This is a genomic window from Verrucomicrobium sp. 3C, from assembly GCF_000379365.1.
In the GTDB taxonomy this organism is placed as follows: domain Bacteria; phylum Verrucomicrobiota; class Verrucomicrobiia; order Methylacidiphilales; family Methylacidiphilaceae; genus Methylacidimicrobium.
The window spans coordinates 210,463-227,943 of the sequence record NZ_KB901875.1; the positions used below are offsets into that span (position 1 = coordinate 210,463).

The following is a 17,481-nucleotide window of genomic DNA, read 5'->3' on the forward strand; positions in this document are numbered from 1 at the left end:
TTCATTGAGGCGCGCGCTCTTTGCGATTGGCGAGAGGAAGTCGATTCCACTAGACTCGGCGCCATGACCCAAATGCCACCACTCTCGTGGCCGCCCATGGAAGAACGGCTCGAGGAGCCCCTCGAAAGGGTGCTCGAGCGGATGCAGGCACGGATCCTGATCGGAACGACCTACTTCGGAATCCAGACGTTCAAATGCCCTCTGGATTTCTGGGTCTATCAGGAGCTCCTCTACGAGAGCCAGCCGGAGGTCGTCGTGGAGATCGGCAACTATCGGGGCGGAAGCGCCCTGGCGCTCGCCCACATTCTGGATGCGCTCGGAAAGGGGCGGATCATCGCGATCGACATCGACCAGCGGAAGATCGATCTGCGCGCCAAGCGCCATCCGCGGATCTCCTGGATCCAGGGGGATGCCAAGCTTCTCGCCGACAAAGTCGCCTCCCAAATCGGCGGATCCGAACGAGTCCTCGTGATTGAAGATAGCGAGCATACCCACGCCAACACGCTCGGCGTCTTGCGAGCCTATGCCGGCTTGGTCAGCCCGGGTAGCTACCTGATCGTCGAAGATACCAACTGCCATCATGGGATTGCAGACGGCCCGTCCCCCGGTCCCTATGAGGCGGTGGCGGATTTCCTGGCGGAGGACCACCGCTTCGAGGCCGATCGGACCCGGGAAAATTTCGGCATCACCTGGAATCCCCGAGGTTACCTGCGTCGCATTGGTTGATCGTCTCAAGGCTCGATCGGAGCAGCCATTCATGGACGGACAAACCACGCTCACCGGCTTCCTGGCGATCTACCTCTTCCTCCTGGCTGCGTTTACCGGCTACGAGGTGATCTCGCGGGTGCCGGCGATCCTCCACACCCCGCTCATGTCGGGCTCCAACTTCATCCACGGCATCGTGGTCGTGGGCGCGCTCTACGCGCTGCTCCACGCCACGACCATGGTGGAGCAGGTAATCGGCTTCCTTGGGGTGCTCTTCGGCGCGGCGAACGCCGCCGGCGGATATGTGGTGACGGTCCGGATGCTCCGGATGTTTCACTCGGGAAAGCCATCTAAGACGGCGCCGGAGCTGCGAAGGTAACGATGGATCTGCTTCTCCAATCCTGCGACCTGATCACGGCTTTCCTGCTGATCTACGGACTCAAGCGGATGTCCTCGCCGGTCACGGCGAGTTCCGGGATTGTCCTCGCCGGGATCGGGATGATGGTCGTGACGCTGGCGAGCTTCCTCTACGTCTTCGGCGTGAGCGGGGAGGCCCGGACCCATCTGCCGGTCAACCTCCTGCTCGGCGGGCTTGCCCTTATCTTGGGAGTCGGCTGGTCCTGGTGGCGGGGGCATCGGGTCCCCCTGACCGCAATGCCGCAGATGGTGGCCCTCTACAACGGAATGGGAGGAGCGGCGGCCGGGGCGATCTCGGCGATGGAGCTGCTGGCGCATCCCGACGCGAGCAACGTCCGGCTGGCCATCACGATCGCCGGAGGCTTCATCGGCTCCTTTTCGTTCTCGGGATCGCTCATCGCCTGGGCGAAGCTCGAGGGAAAGCTGCCGAAGCCCTGGCGGCCACGCTTCCTCCAACTCGGAAACGGGCTCGTGCTCCTGCTGGCGGTCGCCTCGGCCACCGCATTGCCCGCTCTCCTCCCCAATGAGAATCTCCTCGCTCTCTTCTTCCTCTGCTCGTTCGCCTTCGGGGCGCTGATCACGCTGCCGATCGGCGGGGCCGACATGCCGGTCGTGATCTCGCTCTGCAATGCCTGCACGGGGATCGCGGTCGGCTTCGAGGGGTATGTCCTCCACCATCCAGCCCTCATGATCGCCGGAACAGTCGTGGGAGCGGCGGGCAGCCTGCTCACCCTGCTCATGGCGCGGGCGATGAACCGTTCGCTCGGTAACATCCTCTTTAGCAACTTCGGCGAGACCGGACAGGAGGAGGCCCAGGTGACCGGCCAGCTCAAGCCGATCAGCGCCGAGGACGCGGCGGCCACGCTCTGCTACGCGCGGAAGATGATCTTCGTCCCGGGCTACGGGCTCGCCGCGGCCCATGCCCAGCGGAAGCTCTACGAGTTGGCCAAGCGCTTGCAGGAAGAGGGCGCCGACGTCAAGTTCGCCATCCATCCGGTGGCGGGCCGGATGCCGGGTCACATGGATGTGCTGCTGGCCGAGGCGGGGGTCCCCTACGAAATGATCGTCGGCCTCGACGAGATCAACGGGGAGTTCCCGACGACCGATGTGGCTCTGGTGGTGGGGGCCAACGACATCGTCAATCCTGCGGCCCGGACCGACAAGGGCTCGCCGATCTACGGGATGCCGATCCTTGATGTCGACAAGGCCCACCAAGTCTACGTGATCAAGCGCGGCCAGGGGAAGGGCTACGCAGGCATCGAAAACGCCCTCTTCACGGCCGACAACTGCCGGATGGTCTACGGAGACGCCCAGGAAGTCCTTGGGCAGATGCTTCTATCGATCAAGGAGCTCGTCGGCCAGCGGTAGCGACTCCCCCTCCGAACCGCATAGTCGGTCGAGGCTGGGGCTTAACCTCTCGACGGCTGCTCCGCCGGATAGCGCTGGAGGATGTCGATATAGCGGGCGCGGGCAGCCGGCTCGGTCTTGGCGAGATGCTCCCGGCTCAAGAGACCCCGAATCGCGTCGACGGAGGCGAATCCGTGACGGTCGAGCCAGTCGCGGAGGCCGCCAACCAGGCCTTTCATCCGGCCGATCCCCTCTCGCAGCAGGGCGGAGGTCGTCATCACGACGTCGGCTCCCGCGAGCAGGTACTCGATCACCTCCCGAGCGCTCTCGACCCCGCTGCTGGCCGCCAAGGAAGCTGTCAGCCGGCCGCGGAGGAGGCGGAGCCAGAAGACGGAAAGGCGCGTCTCGCTGGGACTGCTCAAGATCAGGTCGTCGACCAGTCGGAGCTCGGCGATGTCGATCCCGGGCAGATAGAAGCGATTGAAGAGGACGAGCCCTTGCGCTCCCGCCTCGACCAGCCGCCGGGCTAGGTTCCCCAGGGAGCTGAAGGCGGGGAGAAGCTTGACCGAAAGCGGGATCGAGACCGTGGCGCGGACCGCCCGGACGATCTGGAGGTAGCGCTCCTCCACCGCTTGGCCCTCCTCGGAAGGATCGGTGGGAAAGAAGTAGATGTTGAGCTCGAGGCCGTCGGCACCCGCCTCCTCGATCCCCTTGGCGTAGGAGATCCATCCCTCGCTCGTTACCCCGTTGAGGCTGCCCACGATCGGGATGTCGACCGCCTGGACCGCCTCCCGGATGAGCTCGAGGTAGCGCTCCGGCCCCACCCGGTAGGAGGACGGATCGGGGAAGTAGCTGAGCGCCTCGGGGAAGCTGTCGGTCCCGGCGGCCGTGAGCCGCTCCCAGCGATCTTGCTCGGCCCGGATCTGCTCCTCGAAGATCGAGGGAAGGACGACCGCTCCCGCCTCCGCGTCTTCGAGCCGGCGAATGGCATCGAGTTCCCCGGTCAGGGGAGAGGCCGACGCGATCAGCGGGCTCTGGAGGGAAAGGCCCAGGTAACGGGTCGCGAGGTTCATCGTGGCGGGGGCGCCTCGGCGCCGACGGGAACGGGCGCTTTCCCTTCCCGCAAGCCGGCGAGTTGCTCGTAGATCTGATACTTCTCGAGGATCAGGGTCTGGGCGCGTTTCGCGAGGGCTGCGGCGTCGGCGGGATGGCTCATCCCGAGCGCTCGGTAGCGCAACTCTTGATTGGCATACTGCGAGAAGGGGAGGGTTGGCCGGGGCGAGTCGAGGCGGAAGGGGTTCTCGCCGATCGCCCGCATCGCAGGATTGAAGCGGAGGAGCGGCCAGTAGCCGCAGGCGACCGCGGCATCCTGCTGGCGCAAGCCCCGCTCCATCTCGATGCCGTGGGCGATGCAGTGGCTGTAGGCGAGGATCAGCGAAGGGCCCTCGTAAGCCTCGGCTTCCCGAAAGGCGAGGAGCGTCTGCTGCGGGTTGGCTCCCATCGCCACCTGGGCCACGTAGACGTTGCCGTAGGCGATCGCCTGCAGGACCAGGTCCTTGCGGGGCTCCCGCTTCCCCGCGGCGGCAAACTTGGCGACCGCCCCGAGCGGAGTCGCCTTCGAGGCCTGTCCCCCGGTGTTGGAGTAGACCTCGGTGTCGAGGACGAGCACATTGACGTTCCGGCCGGTGGCGAGTACATGGTCGAGGCCCCCGAAGCCGATATCATAGGCCCAGCCGTCCCCGCCGACGAGCCAGATGGAGCGGCGGACCAGGTGGTCCATCACCGAGAGGAGCTCTCGGGCGTGGGGGCTCGTCTCGGCCAGCGACGCCAGCTTCCCGCGGAGGGCCTCGAGCCGCCGGCGCTGGGCGCGGATCTCCGATTCTTGGATCTGCCGGGCCGAGAGGATCTCCCGCGTCAACTCCTCACCGACCGAGCCGGCTAGTCCGCGGAGAAGCTCCTCGGCCTGGCCCCGGAGCTGGTCGGCCGCCAGCCGAAAGCCGAAGCCGAACTCGGCGTTGTCCTCGAAAAGGGAGTTCGACCAGGCAGGTCCCCTCCCCTCGCCGTTCTTGGCCCACGGTGTGACGGGGAGGTTGCCTCCATAGATCGAGGAGCAACCGGTCGCGTTGGCGATTAAGAGCCGGTCGCCGAAGAGCTGGGAAAGGAGTTTGAGATAGGGGGTTTCCCCGCAGCCCGCGCAGGCGCCGGAAAACTCGAAGAGGGGCTCCAGGAACTGGACTCCCCGGACGTTGGCAAAGTCGACGTGGGAGCGATCGTTGACCGGGAGCCGCTCGAAGAAGGCGATGTTCTCCCGCTCGGCTTCCAGGACGGGCTGCTTCGCCTCCAAATGGATCGCCCTCTTCTCCGGCTCCACTGGGCTGTAGGCGGGGCAGACATCGACGCAGAGCCCGCAGCCGGTGCAGTCCTCGACATAGACCTGGAGGGTGAAGCGGACCCCCGGATATCCCCGGAGGTTGATCGGGGCCGAACGGAAGGAGGGCGGGCTCCCGTCGAGCCGCGCCTCGTCGTAATACCTGACTCGGATGACGCTGTGGGGACAGACGAAGCCGCACTGGCCGCACTGGACGCAGATCGCGGGCTCCCAGATCGGCACGAAGTCGGCAACATTCCGCTTTTCCAAGGCGGCGGTACCCGAAGGATAGGTTCCGTCCACCGGAAAGAGGCTGACGGGGATCTCGTCGCCCCGCCCCTCGAGCATCGGGCCCGTCACGAGCCTCAGGAACTCGGGGGCATCCGGGGGAATCCAAGGCCGCCGATCGAAGGCGCTCGTCGCCTCCTTGGGAACGATCACCTCATGGAGGTTCGCGAGCGCATGGTCGACCGCCTGGAGGTTCGCGGCCACGACCTTTTCCCCCTTCCCGCCGTAGGCCTTCCGGATCGATTGACGGACCTGTTCCACCGCCTCGTCGCGCGCGAGGATGCCCGCGAGCGCGAAGAAGGCGGTCTGAAGCACCGTGTTGGTCCTCCCCTTGAGGCCCGCCTCGCGCGCGATCCGGGAGGCATCGATCACGTGGAGTCGGAGCCGCTTCTCCAGGATCTGCCGCTGAATGGATCGGGGGAGATGGTCCCAGACCGATTCCGGCCCGTAGGGGCTGTTGAGGAGGAAGACCGCCCCGGGCGCCGCCGAGCGGAGAACGTCGACCCGCTCGAGGAAGGGGAACCAGTGACAGGCCACGACACTCGCCGAGGAGACCAGGTAGGGGGAATGAATCGGCTCCGGGCCGAACCGGAGGTGGGAGACGGTCAGCGCTCCCGACTTGTGGGAATCGTAGACGAAGTAGCCCTGGGCATGCAGGCCGGCCTCCTCGGCGAGGATCTGGATCGAATGTTTGTTGGCCCCGACCGTTCCGTCGCCGCCCAGACCGTAGAAGAGCGCCCGGACGACCGAGTCCGGCTCGATCGAGTAGCCCGGGTCGACCTCGAGGCTCGATTGGGAAACGTCGTCGGTAATGCCGACGGTAAAACGGCTCTTGGGCTCGGGCCTCCGCAGCTCGTCGAAGACCGCCTTCGCCATCGCGGGGGTCAAATCCTTCGAGGAAAGGCCGTAGCGGCCGCCGATGACCCGGGGGAGATGCGGCCGTTTCCCTTGGAAATAGGCCTCGGCGAGGCTTCCCAGCACGTCGAGGAAGAGGGGCTCGCCCGGCGCCCCCGGCTCCTTGGTCCGCTCGAGCACGGCAAGGGACCGGCAGCTCAGCGGAAGCGCGGAAAGGAACTCCTCGGCCGCAAACGGACGAAAGAGGCGGACCTGGAGGACGCCCACTGGCTCTCCTTGCCGACGGAGGGCGGAGGCGGTCTCCCGGGCGGTCTCGGCCCCGGAGCCCATCAGGACGATCACCCGCTCGGCATCCTCGGGGCCGTCGTACTCGAAGAGTCGGTAGCGTCGGCCGGCCTGCGCGGCGAACCGGTCGAGGACCGACCGGAGGATGCGGGGCAGGGCGGAATAGAAGGGGCTCGCCGCCTCCCGGGCTTGGAAGAAGGTATCGGGGTTGTGGGCGGTCCCTCGGATGAACGGATGCTCCGGATTGAGCGCCCGGCTCCGGTGCGCTCGGACGAGCTCGTCCGGAATCAGTGCCCGGAGCTGCTCGTCGGCCAACAGGTCGAGGGTGTTCACCTCGTGCGAGGTGCGAAAGCCGTCGAAGAAGTGGAGGAAGGGCACCCGACTTTCCAGGGTGGCCGCCAGCGTGATCAGGGCGCCGTCGTGGGCCTCCTGGACGGAACCGGAGCAGAAGAGCGCAAAGCCCGTGGGGCGTACCGCCATCACATCGGAGTGGTCGCCGAAGATCGAAAGCGCGTGGCTGGCGACCGACCGCGCCGCGACGTGGAAGACCGTCGGGGTGAGCTCTCCTGCGATCTTGAACATGTTCGGGAGCATAAGGAGGAGACCCTGGGAGGCGGTGAAGGTGGTCGTCAGCGCTCCGGCTTGGAGGGCTCCATGGACGGCGCCGGCCGCCCCCCCTTCGCTCTGCATCTCCTGAACGACCGGGACGCTCCCCCAGAGGTTCTTGCGTCCCTCGGCCGCCCACTGGTCGGCGAGCTCCGCCATGGTCGAGGACGGGGTGATGGGATAGATCGCGCAGACCTCGCTCGTCCGGTAGACGACGTCAGCAGCAGCCGTATTGCCGTCCATTGCCCGGCGCGTTCTCACGGTCCGCGCGGTCATGCCCGGCCTCCCGCAGGCGCAGGCTCGGGGATCATCTCGATCGCATGGCAGGGACACTGCTCGAAGCAGACCGCGCAGCCGGTGCACTTCTCGTAGAGGAACCGGTAGCGCAGGCCCGGGCCTAACTTGAGAATCGCGTCCTCCGGACAGGCCGCGAAGCAGTTGTCGCATTCGAAGCAGATGCCGCAGGAGAAGCAGCGCTCGGCCTCGCGGCGCGCCTCGGCTTCCGAGAGCCCCGCCACCACCTCGGCAAAATCGCTCGTTCGCGCGGCCAGCGGCCGCTCGGACTGGCGTCCCGGTGGTACGTCGAGGTAGACCGGCAGATGAAGCATGGCGAAGGAGACGCCGGGCGGAGGGGCCGGCTCGGCGGAGGCCGAGCCGCGAAGCCAGCCGTCGATCGACCGGGCCGCCTTCTTCCCCTGGCCAACGGCATCCGTGACGGTCTGATCCCCCGGAACCGCGTCGCCTCCGGCGAAGACGCCGGGATGCCCGGTCATCCGGTTCTGGTCGACGATCACCGCCCCGTCCTTCCCGAAGAGGATCCCGGGAACCCGCCGGAGGAAGCGGCTGTCTGTCTCCTGCCCGATCGCGAGCACGACCGCGTCCGCCCGCAACGCATCGTATTGCCCGGTCGGCCGTGGCCGGCCGTCGGGTCCGAGTTCCATCCGCTCGACGGTCAGTTCCTCGCCCGTGATCTCCTTGATCGTCGTGAGCCACCGGATTCGGATCCCCTCGGAAAGGGCCTCGTCGGCCTCGAAGGCACGGGCCGGCATGTGGGCGCGGTCCCTTCGGTAAACGATCAGGGCTTCTTCGGCCCCCAGCCGCTTGGCCGTCCGCGCCGCATCCATCGCGACGTTGCCCCCGCCGTAGATCACCACCCGCCGGCCGAGCAGGGGACGCTCCTCTCCGGCCACTTGGTGCAGAAGGGAGACCGCATCGAGCACGCGCGCCGCGTCCCGGGCCGGAATGTCGACATGCTTGCCGATCTGGGCGCCGATGGCGACCAGGACGGCGTCAAAGACGCCCGCCGCCTTTTCGGCGAGGAGATCCTCGACCTTGTGATCGAAGACGAAGCGGACCCCCATCCGCTCGATCCGTTCGACTTCGTTGGCCAACACCTCGCGAGGCAGCCGGTAGGCGGGAATGCCGAAGTGCATCATCCCTCCGGCCAAGGGACCCGCCTCATGGACTTCGACCGCATGGCCCAGGCGGGCGAGATGGTAGGCGGCCGAGAGCCCGCAGGGGCCCGCTCCGACGACCAGCACCCGCTTTCCGCTGGGCGCCGCGGCCTGCGGAAAGGGCCATCCCTCAGCGGAAGCGAGATCCCCGAGGAAGCGCTCGATCGCGTGAATGGAGACCGGGGCGTCGTAGTCACCCCGATTGCAATGACTCTCGCAAGGATGGTAGCAGACCCGCCCGTGAACGGCAGGAAAAGGGTTCTCCCGGACGAGGAGCTCCCAGGCCTTTCGGTAGTTCCCGGCCTGGGCCAGGGCAAGCCAGCCCTGGATGTCCTCCCCAGCGGGGCAGGCGGCCCGGCAGGGTGGCAAGAGATCGACGTAGAGCGGCCGGCGTGTCCGAGTGGGGCCCGTGCCCTTTTCCCGGGTCAGATCGATGACCGACGTCATGTCGCCTTGCTTGGACATCTTGGAGGGACCTTCCACGCCCCGGTCAGCGATGCTCCGAGGCGCTGGCCCATGATCGCGCACGGGCTCCTTCCCGTCAATCGCCGCCGGAAGATGCCTCCGTCGGACAAGTCGGAGCGGGAAATCAAGAAAGGATCGCTTGGAGGCGGCCAACCCCGCATCCCCCCCCGGGGAGCGCGGAATGCCCTTGGGTCAAGGATCAATGAACCTCGGAGGCAGAGACGAGATAGCCTCCGGATTTTTCGTCGGGCTCGAGCTTGAGGAGCCCTCTCTTTTGGGCCTCGAGAAGAAGCTCGTTGAAGGACCGGAAGGAGTAGGCCCGCTCGTTGAACCCCGGATTGCGGCGCTTGAGCGCCTGCTTGATCATCGATCCCCAGATGCGCTCGTCCTCGCCTCTCTCCTGGACCAGGGCTTCCAGCGTTTCGACGACCATTTGCAACGCCTTATCGGCGGGCGGCTTCGAGGCCTTCCCCTTAGGTTTTTTCTCCCGGGGCTCAGCGAGCGCCTGAGCCTCCTTCGCGTCGCGGACGAGATCGTCGTAATAGAGGAACTCATCGCAGTTGTTGAGGAAGAGGTCGGAAGTCGAGTTCTTGACACCGACCCCGATCACGGTCTTCGCGTTTTCCCGCAGCTTGCTGACCAGGGGGGAAAAATCGGAATCTCCACTGATGATCACGAAGGTGTCGACGTGCCCCTTGGTGTAGCAGAGGTCGAGCGCATCGACCACCATCCGGATATCGGCCGAGTTCTTTCCCGATTGGCTCAGATGCGGGATCTCGATCAACTCGAAGGCCGCCTCATGGAGACCGCGCTTGAACTCCTTGTAGCGCTCAAAGTCGCAATACGCCTTCTTGACGACGATATGCCCCTTGAGCAGGAGGCGCTCGAGCACCTTCTGGATGTCGAACCTGGGATAAGCCGCTTCCCGGGCGCCGAGCGCGATGTTTTCCAAATCCAGGAAGACGGCCATCGTTGCATCCGAAGCATTCATCGGCGGACTACGACGACCGGAACGCCCCTTTTCTCATCATGGCCAGGGTTTGGCCAGACACAGAGCCGGGAGGAACTCTCCCACCCGCTTCCACCCGCCTTTGGGCACCGATCACCGCAAAGCCGATCTTCGCTTTTCGCTATCTCCTTGTCTAGCCTGCCTCTCTCCCAAGCGTTCTCCTGCGGCTTGCGCAATGGACCACAACGTTTCGCGGGCTATGAGGACTGGGCTTCGGTTAACGCTCGCGGAAGCTCGAAGACTCCCTGCGCCGGTCGAGCTCGCCGCGCGTGAAATAAGAGGCCATCTGTCAAGAGTTCGTCGATGTTCCACGGACAGACCTGAGGCAGATCCTCCTTTGTCAGGGGCCGAAACGTCTTCCCGTCTTGCGGTTGACAGCAGCTCACAATTATTTCGCCATATACGGCTGTATATTGAAGAATATTCATGTGAAGTTGAGTGTCTGGGCCAAGCAGCAGGGTATTTGCTATCGGACGGCTTGGCGAATGGGGAAGGATAAGCGTTTGCCCGTGCCGGTCGAGCAGTTGCCGACCGGAACCGTGATCGTGCATGCAGAGGCGGCACAACCCGATGGCGTTGCCCTCTATTACACGCGAGCACCGCGCCAAGAAAGCACTCGAAGCGATCCGTGAGTAAGCTCCCCGTTTTCACCTACCAGACCCGTTTGAAGGTGACGCCTGAGCAGTCGGCGTCGCTCGACGCCTATGCGGCGCTCTACGGGCGGGCGAGAGCGCAAGCCTCTTCGCCAAAATGCGGGCGGGCGTTCCCCGGAACGATCTCAAGCGGTCGTTCCTGCGCCGGTTCGGACTCACCGCCCGGCAGTTCAACGCCATCCGGATCGAGCTCGAAGACAAGATCGCCTCGATCCAGGAAAAGCGGCCCGAGCGGATCGAGGAAGCCAAAAGGCGCATCCAAAAGAGCAGAAGAGGCGATCGCCCGGCTGGAGGAGAAGAAGCCGGGCTCGAACGCCCTGCATCGGAAAAAGCGGCGGCTTGCCATCCTACGGACCAAGCTTGATGCCTTGACCTCCGATCGGGAGTCCGGACAGGTCCGGCTCTGCTTCGGTTCTCGCCGCCTCTTCCGCAAGCAGTTTGCCCTGGAAGAGAACGGATCCGCCAGCCATGCCGACTGGAAGAAGGATTGGCAGGCGGAACGCGGCAGCCAGTTCTTGGTGCTCGGATCGAAGGACGAGGCGGCGGGCAACCAGTCCTGCCTGGCTATGGTCGGCCCGGACGGCAGCCTGCGGCTGCGGTTGCGGTTGCCGGACGGATTAAGCGGGCCGAGCAGGCACTTGGTGCTCGAGGGCGTGCGCTTCGCCTACGGCCAGGAGGCGATCCTCCAGGCGCTCTCCGCCAGCCGGATCGTGACCAGGCAAACCAAGACGGGGAAGCTCGTCCGCAAGCGGGAGGGATCTGCGGTGAGCTACCGCTTCGTGCGGGACCGGAAGGGGTGGCGGGTGTTCGCGAGCGTCGAGGCGTAACCAGTCCCCTTGAGGACGATCCATCTTATGGGGGCGATCGGCATCGACGTCAATGAAGACCATCTTGCCTTGGCCGAAACGGACCGCTCTGGCAACCTCGTGGGGATTCGCCGAATCGGATTGAATCTCTACGGGAAAAGCGAGGAGCAGGCGAAAGCCGCAATCGGCGATGCATGCCAGGAGATCGCCAAGACCTGCGTCGAAGCGGGCAAGCCGCTCGTGATCGAGCGATTAAATCTTCGCAAGAGGAGGGCTGAGCTTGAGGCGGTCGATCCCGTCCGGGCGCGAGCGCGCTCTTCCTTTGTCTACGCCAAGGCGATCGCGATGCTGAAAGCGGCCTCTTTTCGTGCCGGAGTCGAGGGGATCGTAGTCGACCCGGCCTACACTTCCATGATCGGCGCGGTCAACCACGCGCGCCGTCATGGCATCGGTTCTCACCAGGGCGCGGCCTACGCCGTCGCCCGGAGAGGATTGGGTCTATCCGAACGCCCGTCCGTGCGGGAGGCCGTCGTGCCGACCCGCAATGGACGGCTCACGCTCACCTTCGCCCTACCCGCGAGGAATCGGACGAAGCAAGTATGGTCGTTCTGGGCGGGCGTCCGGAAGAGGCTCAAAGCGGCGCATGCAGCGCATGCCCGGTCGGGAGGCAATCGATTGCCTCCCGCGCCTCGGCTCCCGAAACCGCGGGCATTGGGCGCTACCTGGGCTTTGCCGGCGAAACCCCGGCACGCGAACCGTCGGCAACGCTGTTCGGCCGGCGTCGTGGACAACCTCCCCTGGTAGTGAATAGTTGTCTATGATTTAAGTAACGACATCTCTTCAGACTTTTCGAAAAGTAACTTGCAGGCCGTTAGATACGCTCCCGCCGTCGTCTCGTCCAACCTGTGTTTCAGACTCGGGTTGTCGTTCAACAGCTCTGCCAGTTCATCTCGCTGCGCAATGACCGTGCCCTTCCATCCGTACCCCTCTCTCTCTGGATCTCTTGTCAGATAGGCGATGTAGAGGAGGTGCTCCATCAACGTTCTAAGCCGACTCCACAGCTCCCTCTTTTGCGATTTCCCCAAGCTTTCTACCTCCTCGATTAGGTCCTCCAGGTCCAACTCGGCGAAGCGGCGCTCGCGCAGAAGCCGAGCGGTCTCCTCGGTCCATGCGTAGAAATCCCGTGGTAAAGCTTCTGCACCGTCAGGTAGCGACGATCATAGCGGCCGGAAGAGACGCAAGGGGAAACGGACGATCGGGAGAGCTCCTCAGGCAGGAGCCTGTCCAAAAAATGGGCAGATCCCCCTTCGATATTCCTAGGTCGCACCGCGCCATTCCTCGACTCTACACAAGCGCTCTCCTACGGCTTGCACAATGGTCGGGAGCCTTTCCCCCCCCTAAAAGAGGGAGACGCGGCGGCGCGGGATCTCCTCGCCACCAGGGAGCGGCTGTGTCAGGATCCTGGCCATGGAGCGGAGCCTCGACCCCTACTTTCCGCAATGCTTCGAGGAGTTGTTGCGGCAGCTTCTGGCGGCCGTCCGCCTCGCCTATGGCCCGCGGCTCTTCGCCCTGGCGGTCTTCGGATCGGTGGGACGGGCAAAGATGCGGCCCGATTCGGACATCGACTTTCTCGTGGTCGCTGACCCCCTGCCCCGTGGAAGGATGGCCCGAGTCGCCGAATGGGAGCCAGTCGAGCAGGAGCTCGCTCCCGCTCTCGAGGAGGCGCGGGCGCACGGGGTCCTCACCGAATGGTCGCCGCTTTTCAAGACGCCGGAGGAGCTGGAGGCGGGAAGCCCCATCCTCTTCGACATGACTGAGGATGCGCGAATCCTCTGGGACCCGCAGCGGGTGCTCGAGGCCGCCTTGCGGCAGATGAAGCAGCGGCTGGCGCGCAACGGAGCGCGACGGATCTGGAGCGGAAATGCCTGGTACTGGGAGCTCAAGCCCGGGCATGCCCCCGGGGAGCTGATCCATATTTAATCCGTTTTGTTTTGCGATTGGCATGAATCGAGGCGCAAGTCGATGACGACAGAGTCGCTGGCGCAGAGCTACCTGCGGAAGTCCGAGGCGCGCCTGGCATTCTTGGCCCATCTCCTCGAGAGCCGGGATTACTCCGACGTGATCCGGGAAGCGCAGGAAGCCGTCGAGCTCGCCTTGAAGGCGGTCCTTCGCCAGGCGGGAATCGAACCTCCCCATGTGCACGACGTCTCGGGCCTCTTGCGGGCGCATCGGGAATCGCTGGCCGAACCCATTCGAGCGCACCTGGAGGAGCTCGCTCGGATTTCCACCCGGCTGCGGAAGGAGCGGGAGCTCTCGTTTTACGGGGATATCGATTTCATCCCGACCGAGAGCTACACCCGCGAGGACGCCGCTCAAGCGCTACGCGAGGCGGGCTTCGTGGTCACCAAGGCGAGGGAAGCGGTCCCCCGGGCTCCCGCCGGGGAATAACCCGCTCTCCAGAAGCGGCTGGACAAGAGGCGCCAAAAAGCGTCGGGCCAGATCCTTCGCCATCTCGCTAAACGGCTACAACCGGGAAGGACGGCGCGCTTCCCGTCCGATCCGCAAGGCCCGCCTGACCTTCGGCATCTCCAAGGAGAATCCCGGGAGCAGCGGAGTCGTCAAGGTTTCCTCGAAGGTGTGGACCGTGACCGGCTTCTCCCGGTTTTCGGCAAAGCGGTAGATCCGGACCGTTTCCTGATGGCGGTCGAAGATCCAATATTCCGGAACGCCTGCTTCGCGATAGATCTCCACCTTGTCGACAAGGTCCATCTGCCTGGTCGAATGGGAGAGGATTTCCACCGCGAGCGCGGGAATCACGTTCTTCTGGACATGCGCCTCTCCCTCCCATTTCCCAAACTGGTCGTTCGGGATGTAGCAGAGGTCGGGAACCACGCCTTCGCGGTCGGCATCAATGGTTCCGTGGAAAGTAAAGGCGATGTTGCGCTCGACGACACCGAGAGGATGCGGATCCAAGTATTTCCGGATCTCCCACTCGATCTCTCCCGCTAGCCTGCTGTTGTCGCCCGTCTCCTCCGTCATGATGAGGTTCCCGTGGATGAGCTCCCAATGTTCTCCCTCGGGAGTCGCGAGCCAATCCTTTACCGTGCGCGGGCCAAAGGTCTTCGTGGGCATGAAGATCGCCTTACCTCCGTTTCGACGGTACGCTGGCCGCTGGAGTACGGCAAGATCCGGCTTGCCGGAGAGAGTGTCCGGAATTTGTGTGTGGGTCACAACAAGCGTCAGACGTCATCTACGAGGCAGTTCTGCTATCGCCTCGATCCACAGAATGTCGAGCAGAAAGGAACCGTCCGCCTCGATCGCAAAATAGGCCTTCGTCTCAGCGGAGGCCGCCTCTTGCAGGACGCGGATACCTCTCAGGTTCGCCTCCGGCATCGACATGCGCGCTGTCCAGACCGGAAAATCCATGCGCAACCGCCAAGTCCGGTAATCGGCCACGCCGAAGCCCGATCGCGTCAAGGCAGCGGCCCATTCCGAAGCCGAATAGTTGCGCACATGGGAGGTATCGCGCAACAATTCGACGGCCTGCAGATGCGTATCGAGCAAAGCAGGCCCGGGCGAGCAAGCATCGATGAAGACCGCCCGACAACCGCTTTTCAGTACCCGGCGCGCCTCGCGCAGGCCGTCGTCGAGGTCACGCCAATGGTGCGCGGAATAGCGGGAGGCCACGAAGTCAAACCAGCCGTCGTCAAAAGGCAGATGCTCGGCCGACGCCGGCACGGTTTCGATGTTGGATAATCCCTTCTCGCGCGCCGTGGCGGCGACCGCCGTCAGCATATCCGGCGACAGGTCTACCGCCGAAACCATGCCGGCATGAGGCGCCAACAGATAGGAAACGTGCCCGCCGCCAGCTCCCAAGTCGAGTGCGTGCTCGGGGCGAAGATCCCGAACGATCCGTTCCAGCGCCTCAAGGTCGGCACCCTGCGCATGAACGGCGCTCTCCACATAGGCTTTGGCGCGAGCGCCGAATTGGGCTTCGACAACTCTTTCATGGACTCGTTCCATCGCGGCTTTTCGCAGTAGTGTCCGCTTTTTTATGTATGGGTCGATTTCCGGGTTTATTGTCTGATAGTCTAGAGATAGAGAGTTGTTCTTGCGCCGTCAACGGGAGCCGACGAAGAGCGGTGCTCTGCTTTGGAGCCTGGAGCCCTGGGACATCGCAAGCCCAAGGCTTGCCAACCTTTCTTTCCGCCGAGAGGATGCTCAGCATGAGCGCCCATCCCGCCCACCCCGGCGGCGTCTTCGAGAGCCCGCTCCTCGAGATCGACCAAGCCAGTGTGAAGCGCGGCGAGCGCTGGATCCTCGACCGGCTGAGCCTGCGTGTGCCGACCGGCCGGCACACGGCGATTCTCGGACCCAACGGCTCGGGCAAATCCACCCTGGTGAAGCTGATCGCACGCGAGGTCTATCCCTCGGTGCGCGACGGGTATCGCGGCGGGTTGCGGGTCTTCGGCCGCGACCTTTGGCACGTGACCGAACTCAGGGGCCTGCTCGGCATCGTCTCGCCCGGGCAGGAGGGCGACTTCACCGGCGACCCACCGCTGGAAAGCTTCGAGGTCGTGCTCTCCGGCTTTTTCGCCGCGCGGGGCTTGGGCCCCAACCATCGCGTCATCGAAGAGATGCGCAAACGGGCAGTCCAGTCCCTCGACCTGCTCGGTGCGGGTCACCTTGCCGGCCGCGAGGTGACCAGCCTCTCCAGTGGGGAGGCGAGGCGCGTGCTGATCGCCCGCGCCCTGGTGCATCGCCCCCGGGCCTTGCTGCTCGACGAACCTTGCCAAGGCCTCGACCTCGCCAGCCGCCGCCGCTTCCTGGAGAGCCTGCGCGCCCTGGCGACATCGGGCACGACACTCTTGCTCATTACCCATCACATCGAGGAGATCCTGCCGGAAATCGGTCATGTCCTGCTGCTGCAGAATGGCCGACTGCTCCAGCAGGGAGAGAAGGACCGGATCCTTACCGATGCCGCGCTGAGCGCGGCCTTCGGCCTGCCGATCCGCGTGCGACGGCGCGATGGCTGGTATGATGCCGTGCTCGACTAAAATGGTGGCGGGGCACTCCTTCGGCAGGCCTCCCGGCTTGGAAAAGCGGATCGGCTTCTGTTAACAAAAGGGAACGGCTGCCTTCATCGGCAGGACTTCGGGCATGGACTCTTCGAACTTAGCGGTGTTGACACAGGCTCGCGACTGGCATCGGGCGGGCTTCGGGGTCGTACTCTCCACCGTCGCCCAAGCCTCGGGTGCAGCACCGCGACAGCCCGGGGCGCTGTTGGCGATCCGCTCGGATGGCGTTCTGGCCGGATCGGTCTCCGGCGGCTGCGTGGAAGAAGAGTGGATCACGCGGGTGCGCGCGGGAGAAGAGCTTCCCTTCCCCACGGTCGTCGAGTTCGCATCGGGGCCCGCGGAGGCCGCTTATCCCCGCTTGCCTTGCGGAGGGACGCTCCGCGTGGTGTTCGAGCGGATCCGGTCAAGCGAATGGATCGAGGAGATCCTTGCCCGGACGGCCGATCATCGGCTGGCGACGCGAATCCTCGATCTGTGCGATGGAACGATCCGATTGACCGACGCAACCCCCGCCGAGGCGACCCGCCTGGAGAACGGGCGGCTGGTGACGGTCTTCGGGCCGCCCTGGCGGCTGCTGCTGGTCGGTGCCGGCGAGATCGCGCGCTGTCTCGCCGCGATGGCCCAACTGCTCGGCTACGAGGTGCTCCTCTGCGATCCCCGGGAGGCGTTCGCTCCGGCGGCCTCCCTGCCGGGCGTGCGCTACCTTCCCGGCATGCCCGACAAGGTCGTTTCGACTCTCCCTCCCGACCCGCGGACCGCGATCGTCGCCCTGAGCCACGATCCAATGCTCGACGACATGGCGCTCTTAGGCGCCCTCCACTCCGAAGCGTTCTATGTCGGGGCGCTCGGCTCCCGAGCGACCGCCGAAAAACGAAGAAAACGCCTCGCCCCCTACTTCTTCCCCGAGGAGCTCGATCGGCTCTCCAGCCCGGTCGGGCTCGACCTCGGGACACGTCATCCCGGAGAGATCGCGGCGGCCATTCTGGCGGAGATGATCGCGGTGAAGAATCGCCGGCTCTCGCGGAACGGAGGCGACGGACCCCTTTCTCGATCGGCGTCGAGAGAGCTTGGCGTTTGTCCCGATCCGGCATAGCCTCCGTTCCGCAGCCTCGGGGAAGCCGGCCATTCGGCCTTCCGCAGGCCCG

The 17,481-nt window shown here is 65.0% G+C and carries 17 protein-coding genes and 1 pseudogene; 11 read left to right on the forward strand and 7 right to left on the reverse strand.

Features of this window, described 5'->3' with window-relative positions:
- Positions 1 to 96 precede the first annotated feature (96 nt).
- From A37A_RS0101345 to A37A_RS0101355, 3 genes are read left to right on the forward strand one after another with little or no spacing between them, the layout of a single operon-like run.
- Entirely contained in the window at positions 97 to 726 is a 630-nt protein-coding gene (locus A37A_RS0101345; protein WP_018289747.1) for a CmcI family methyltransferase, read from the forward strand.
- 31 nt (positions 727 to 757) lie between these two features.
- Positions 758 to 1,084, forward strand: coding sequence for an NAD(P) transhydrogenase subunit alpha (locus A37A_RS0101350; protein WP_018289748.1), 327 nt, complete (start codon positions 758 to 760; stop codon positions 1,082 to 1,084).
- 2 nt (positions 1,085 to 1,086) lie between these two features.
- Positions 1,087 to 2,490 (forward strand): NAD(P)(+) transhydrogenase (Re/Si-specific) subunit beta, encoded by a 1,404-nt coding sequence (locus A37A_RS0101355; RefSeq protein WP_018289749.1) that lies wholly within the window; start codon positions 1,087 to 1,089, stop codon positions 2,488 to 2,490.
- A 41-nt stretch (positions 2,491 to 2,531) separates the two neighbouring features.
- Here A37A_RS0101355 and A37A_RS0101360 read toward each other — a convergent pair whose 3' ends face one another.
- From A37A_RS0101360 to A37A_RS0101375, 4 genes are all read right to left on the reverse strand, one after another.
- Complete coding sequence (locus A37A_RS0101360) at positions 2,532 to 3,542, reverse strand: dihydroorotate dehydrogenase-like protein (RefSeq protein WP_018289750.1); 1,011 nt, start codon at positions 3,540 to 3,542, stop codon at positions 2,532 to 2,534.
- Positions 3,539 to 7,147, reverse strand: a complete 3,609-nt coding sequence (nifJ, locus tag A37A_RS0101365; RefSeq protein ID WP_018289751.1) for a pyruvate:ferredoxin (flavodoxin) oxidoreductase — start codon at positions 7,145 to 7,147, stop codon at positions 3,539 to 3,541. The genes A37A_RS0101360 and nifJ overlap by 4 nt, the downstream gene beginning before the upstream one ends.
- On the reverse strand, positions 7,144 to 8,790 hold the full coding sequence (locus A37A_RS0101370; RefSeq protein ID WP_040887847.1) for an NAD(P)-binding protein: 1,647 nt from the start codon (positions 8,788 to 8,790) through the stop codon (positions 7,144 to 7,146). The genes nifJ and A37A_RS0101370 overlap by 4 nt, the downstream gene beginning before the upstream one ends.
- 199 nt (positions 8,791 to 8,989) lie before the next feature.
- On the reverse strand, positions 8,990 to 9,781 hold the full coding sequence (locus tag A37A_RS0101375; protein WP_026195576.1) for an NYN domain-containing protein: 792 nt from the start codon (positions 9,779 to 9,781) through the stop codon (positions 8,990 to 8,992).
- A gap of 446 nt (positions 9,782 to 10,227) precedes the next feature.
- On the opposite strand from A37A_RS0101375, the gene A37A_RS15050 reads away from it, so the two are divergent.
- From A37A_RS15050 to A37A_RS20405, 4 genes are all read left to right on the forward strand, one after another.
- Positions 10,228 to 10,431: a hypothetical protein gene (locus A37A_RS15050; RefSeq protein WP_018289755.1), complete on the forward strand. Its 204-nt coding sequence runs from the start codon at positions 10,228 to 10,230 to the stop codon at positions 10,429 to 10,431.
- A gap of 118 nt (positions 10,432 to 10,549) precedes the next feature.
- Positions 10,550 to 10,816: a hypothetical protein gene (locus tag A37A_RS21055; protein WP_018289756.1), complete on the forward strand. Its 267-nt coding sequence runs from the start codon at positions 10,550 to 10,552 to the stop codon at positions 10,814 to 10,816.
- A gap of 4 nt (positions 10,817 to 10,820) precedes the next feature.
- A complete protein-coding gene (locus A37A_RS21060) occupies positions 10,821 to 11,279 on the forward strand; it encodes a hypothetical protein (protein ID WP_026195577.1) in 459 nt (152 codons plus the stop codon).
- Between the two features lie 27 nt (positions 11,280 to 11,306).
- Positions 11,307 to 12,062, forward strand: coding sequence for a hypothetical protein (locus A37A_RS20405; RefSeq protein WP_026195578.1), 756 nt, complete (start codon positions 11,307 to 11,309; stop codon positions 12,060 to 12,062).
- A gap of 11 nt (positions 12,063 to 12,073) precedes the next feature.
- Here the strand turns inward: A37A_RS20405 and A37A_RS15060 are convergent.
- Positions 12,074 to 12,430, reverse strand: a pseudogene (locus A37A_RS15060) (DUF29 domain-containing protein); the annotation flags it as partial.
- Positions 12,431 to 12,725: 295 nt separating this feature from the next.
- On the opposite strand from A37A_RS15060, the gene A37A_RS0101405 reads away from it, so the two are divergent.
- Together A37A_RS0101405 and A37A_RS0101410 are read left to right on the forward strand one after the other, a co-directional pair.
- Positions 12,726 to 13,238, forward strand: a complete 513-nt coding sequence (locus A37A_RS0101405; RefSeq protein WP_018289758.1) for a nucleotidyltransferase family protein — start codon at positions 12,726 to 12,728, stop codon at positions 13,236 to 13,238.
- Positions 13,239 to 13,280: 42 nt separating this feature from the next.
- Complete coding sequence (locus A37A_RS0101410) at positions 13,281 to 13,706, forward strand: HEPN domain-containing protein (RefSeq protein WP_018289759.1); 426 nt, start codon at positions 13,281 to 13,283, stop codon at positions 13,704 to 13,706.
- A 75-nt stretch (positions 13,707 to 13,781) separates the two neighbouring features.
- Here A37A_RS0101410 and A37A_RS0101415 read toward each other — a convergent pair whose 3' ends face one another.
- Positions 13,782 to 14,489, reverse strand: coding sequence for a Uma2 family endonuclease (locus A37A_RS0101415; protein WP_018289760.1), 708 nt, complete (start codon positions 14,487 to 14,489; stop codon positions 13,782 to 13,784).
- Between the two features lie 15 nt (positions 14,490 to 14,504).
- Positions 14,505 to 15,281, reverse strand: coding sequence for a class I SAM-dependent methyltransferase (locus A37A_RS0101420; protein ID WP_018289761.1), 777 nt, complete (start codon positions 15,279 to 15,281; stop codon positions 14,505 to 14,507).
- 203 nt (positions 15,282 to 15,484) lie between these two features.
- Here A37A_RS0101420 and A37A_RS0101425 point away from each other — a divergent pair, with 203 nt between their 5' ends.
- Both A37A_RS0101425 and A37A_RS15065 read left to right on the forward strand, forming a co-directional pair.
- Complete coding sequence (locus A37A_RS0101425; RefSeq protein ID WP_040887855.1) at positions 15,485 to 16,315, forward strand: ABC transporter ATP-binding protein; 831 nt, start codon at positions 15,485 to 15,487, stop codon at positions 16,313 to 16,315.
- Positions 16,316 to 16,418: 103 nt separating this feature from the next.
- Entirely contained in the window at positions 16,419 to 17,429 is a 1,011-nt protein-coding gene (locus A37A_RS15065; RefSeq protein WP_018289763.1) for an XdhC family protein, read from the forward strand.
- Positions 17,430 to 17,481: the final 52 nt, after the last annotated feature.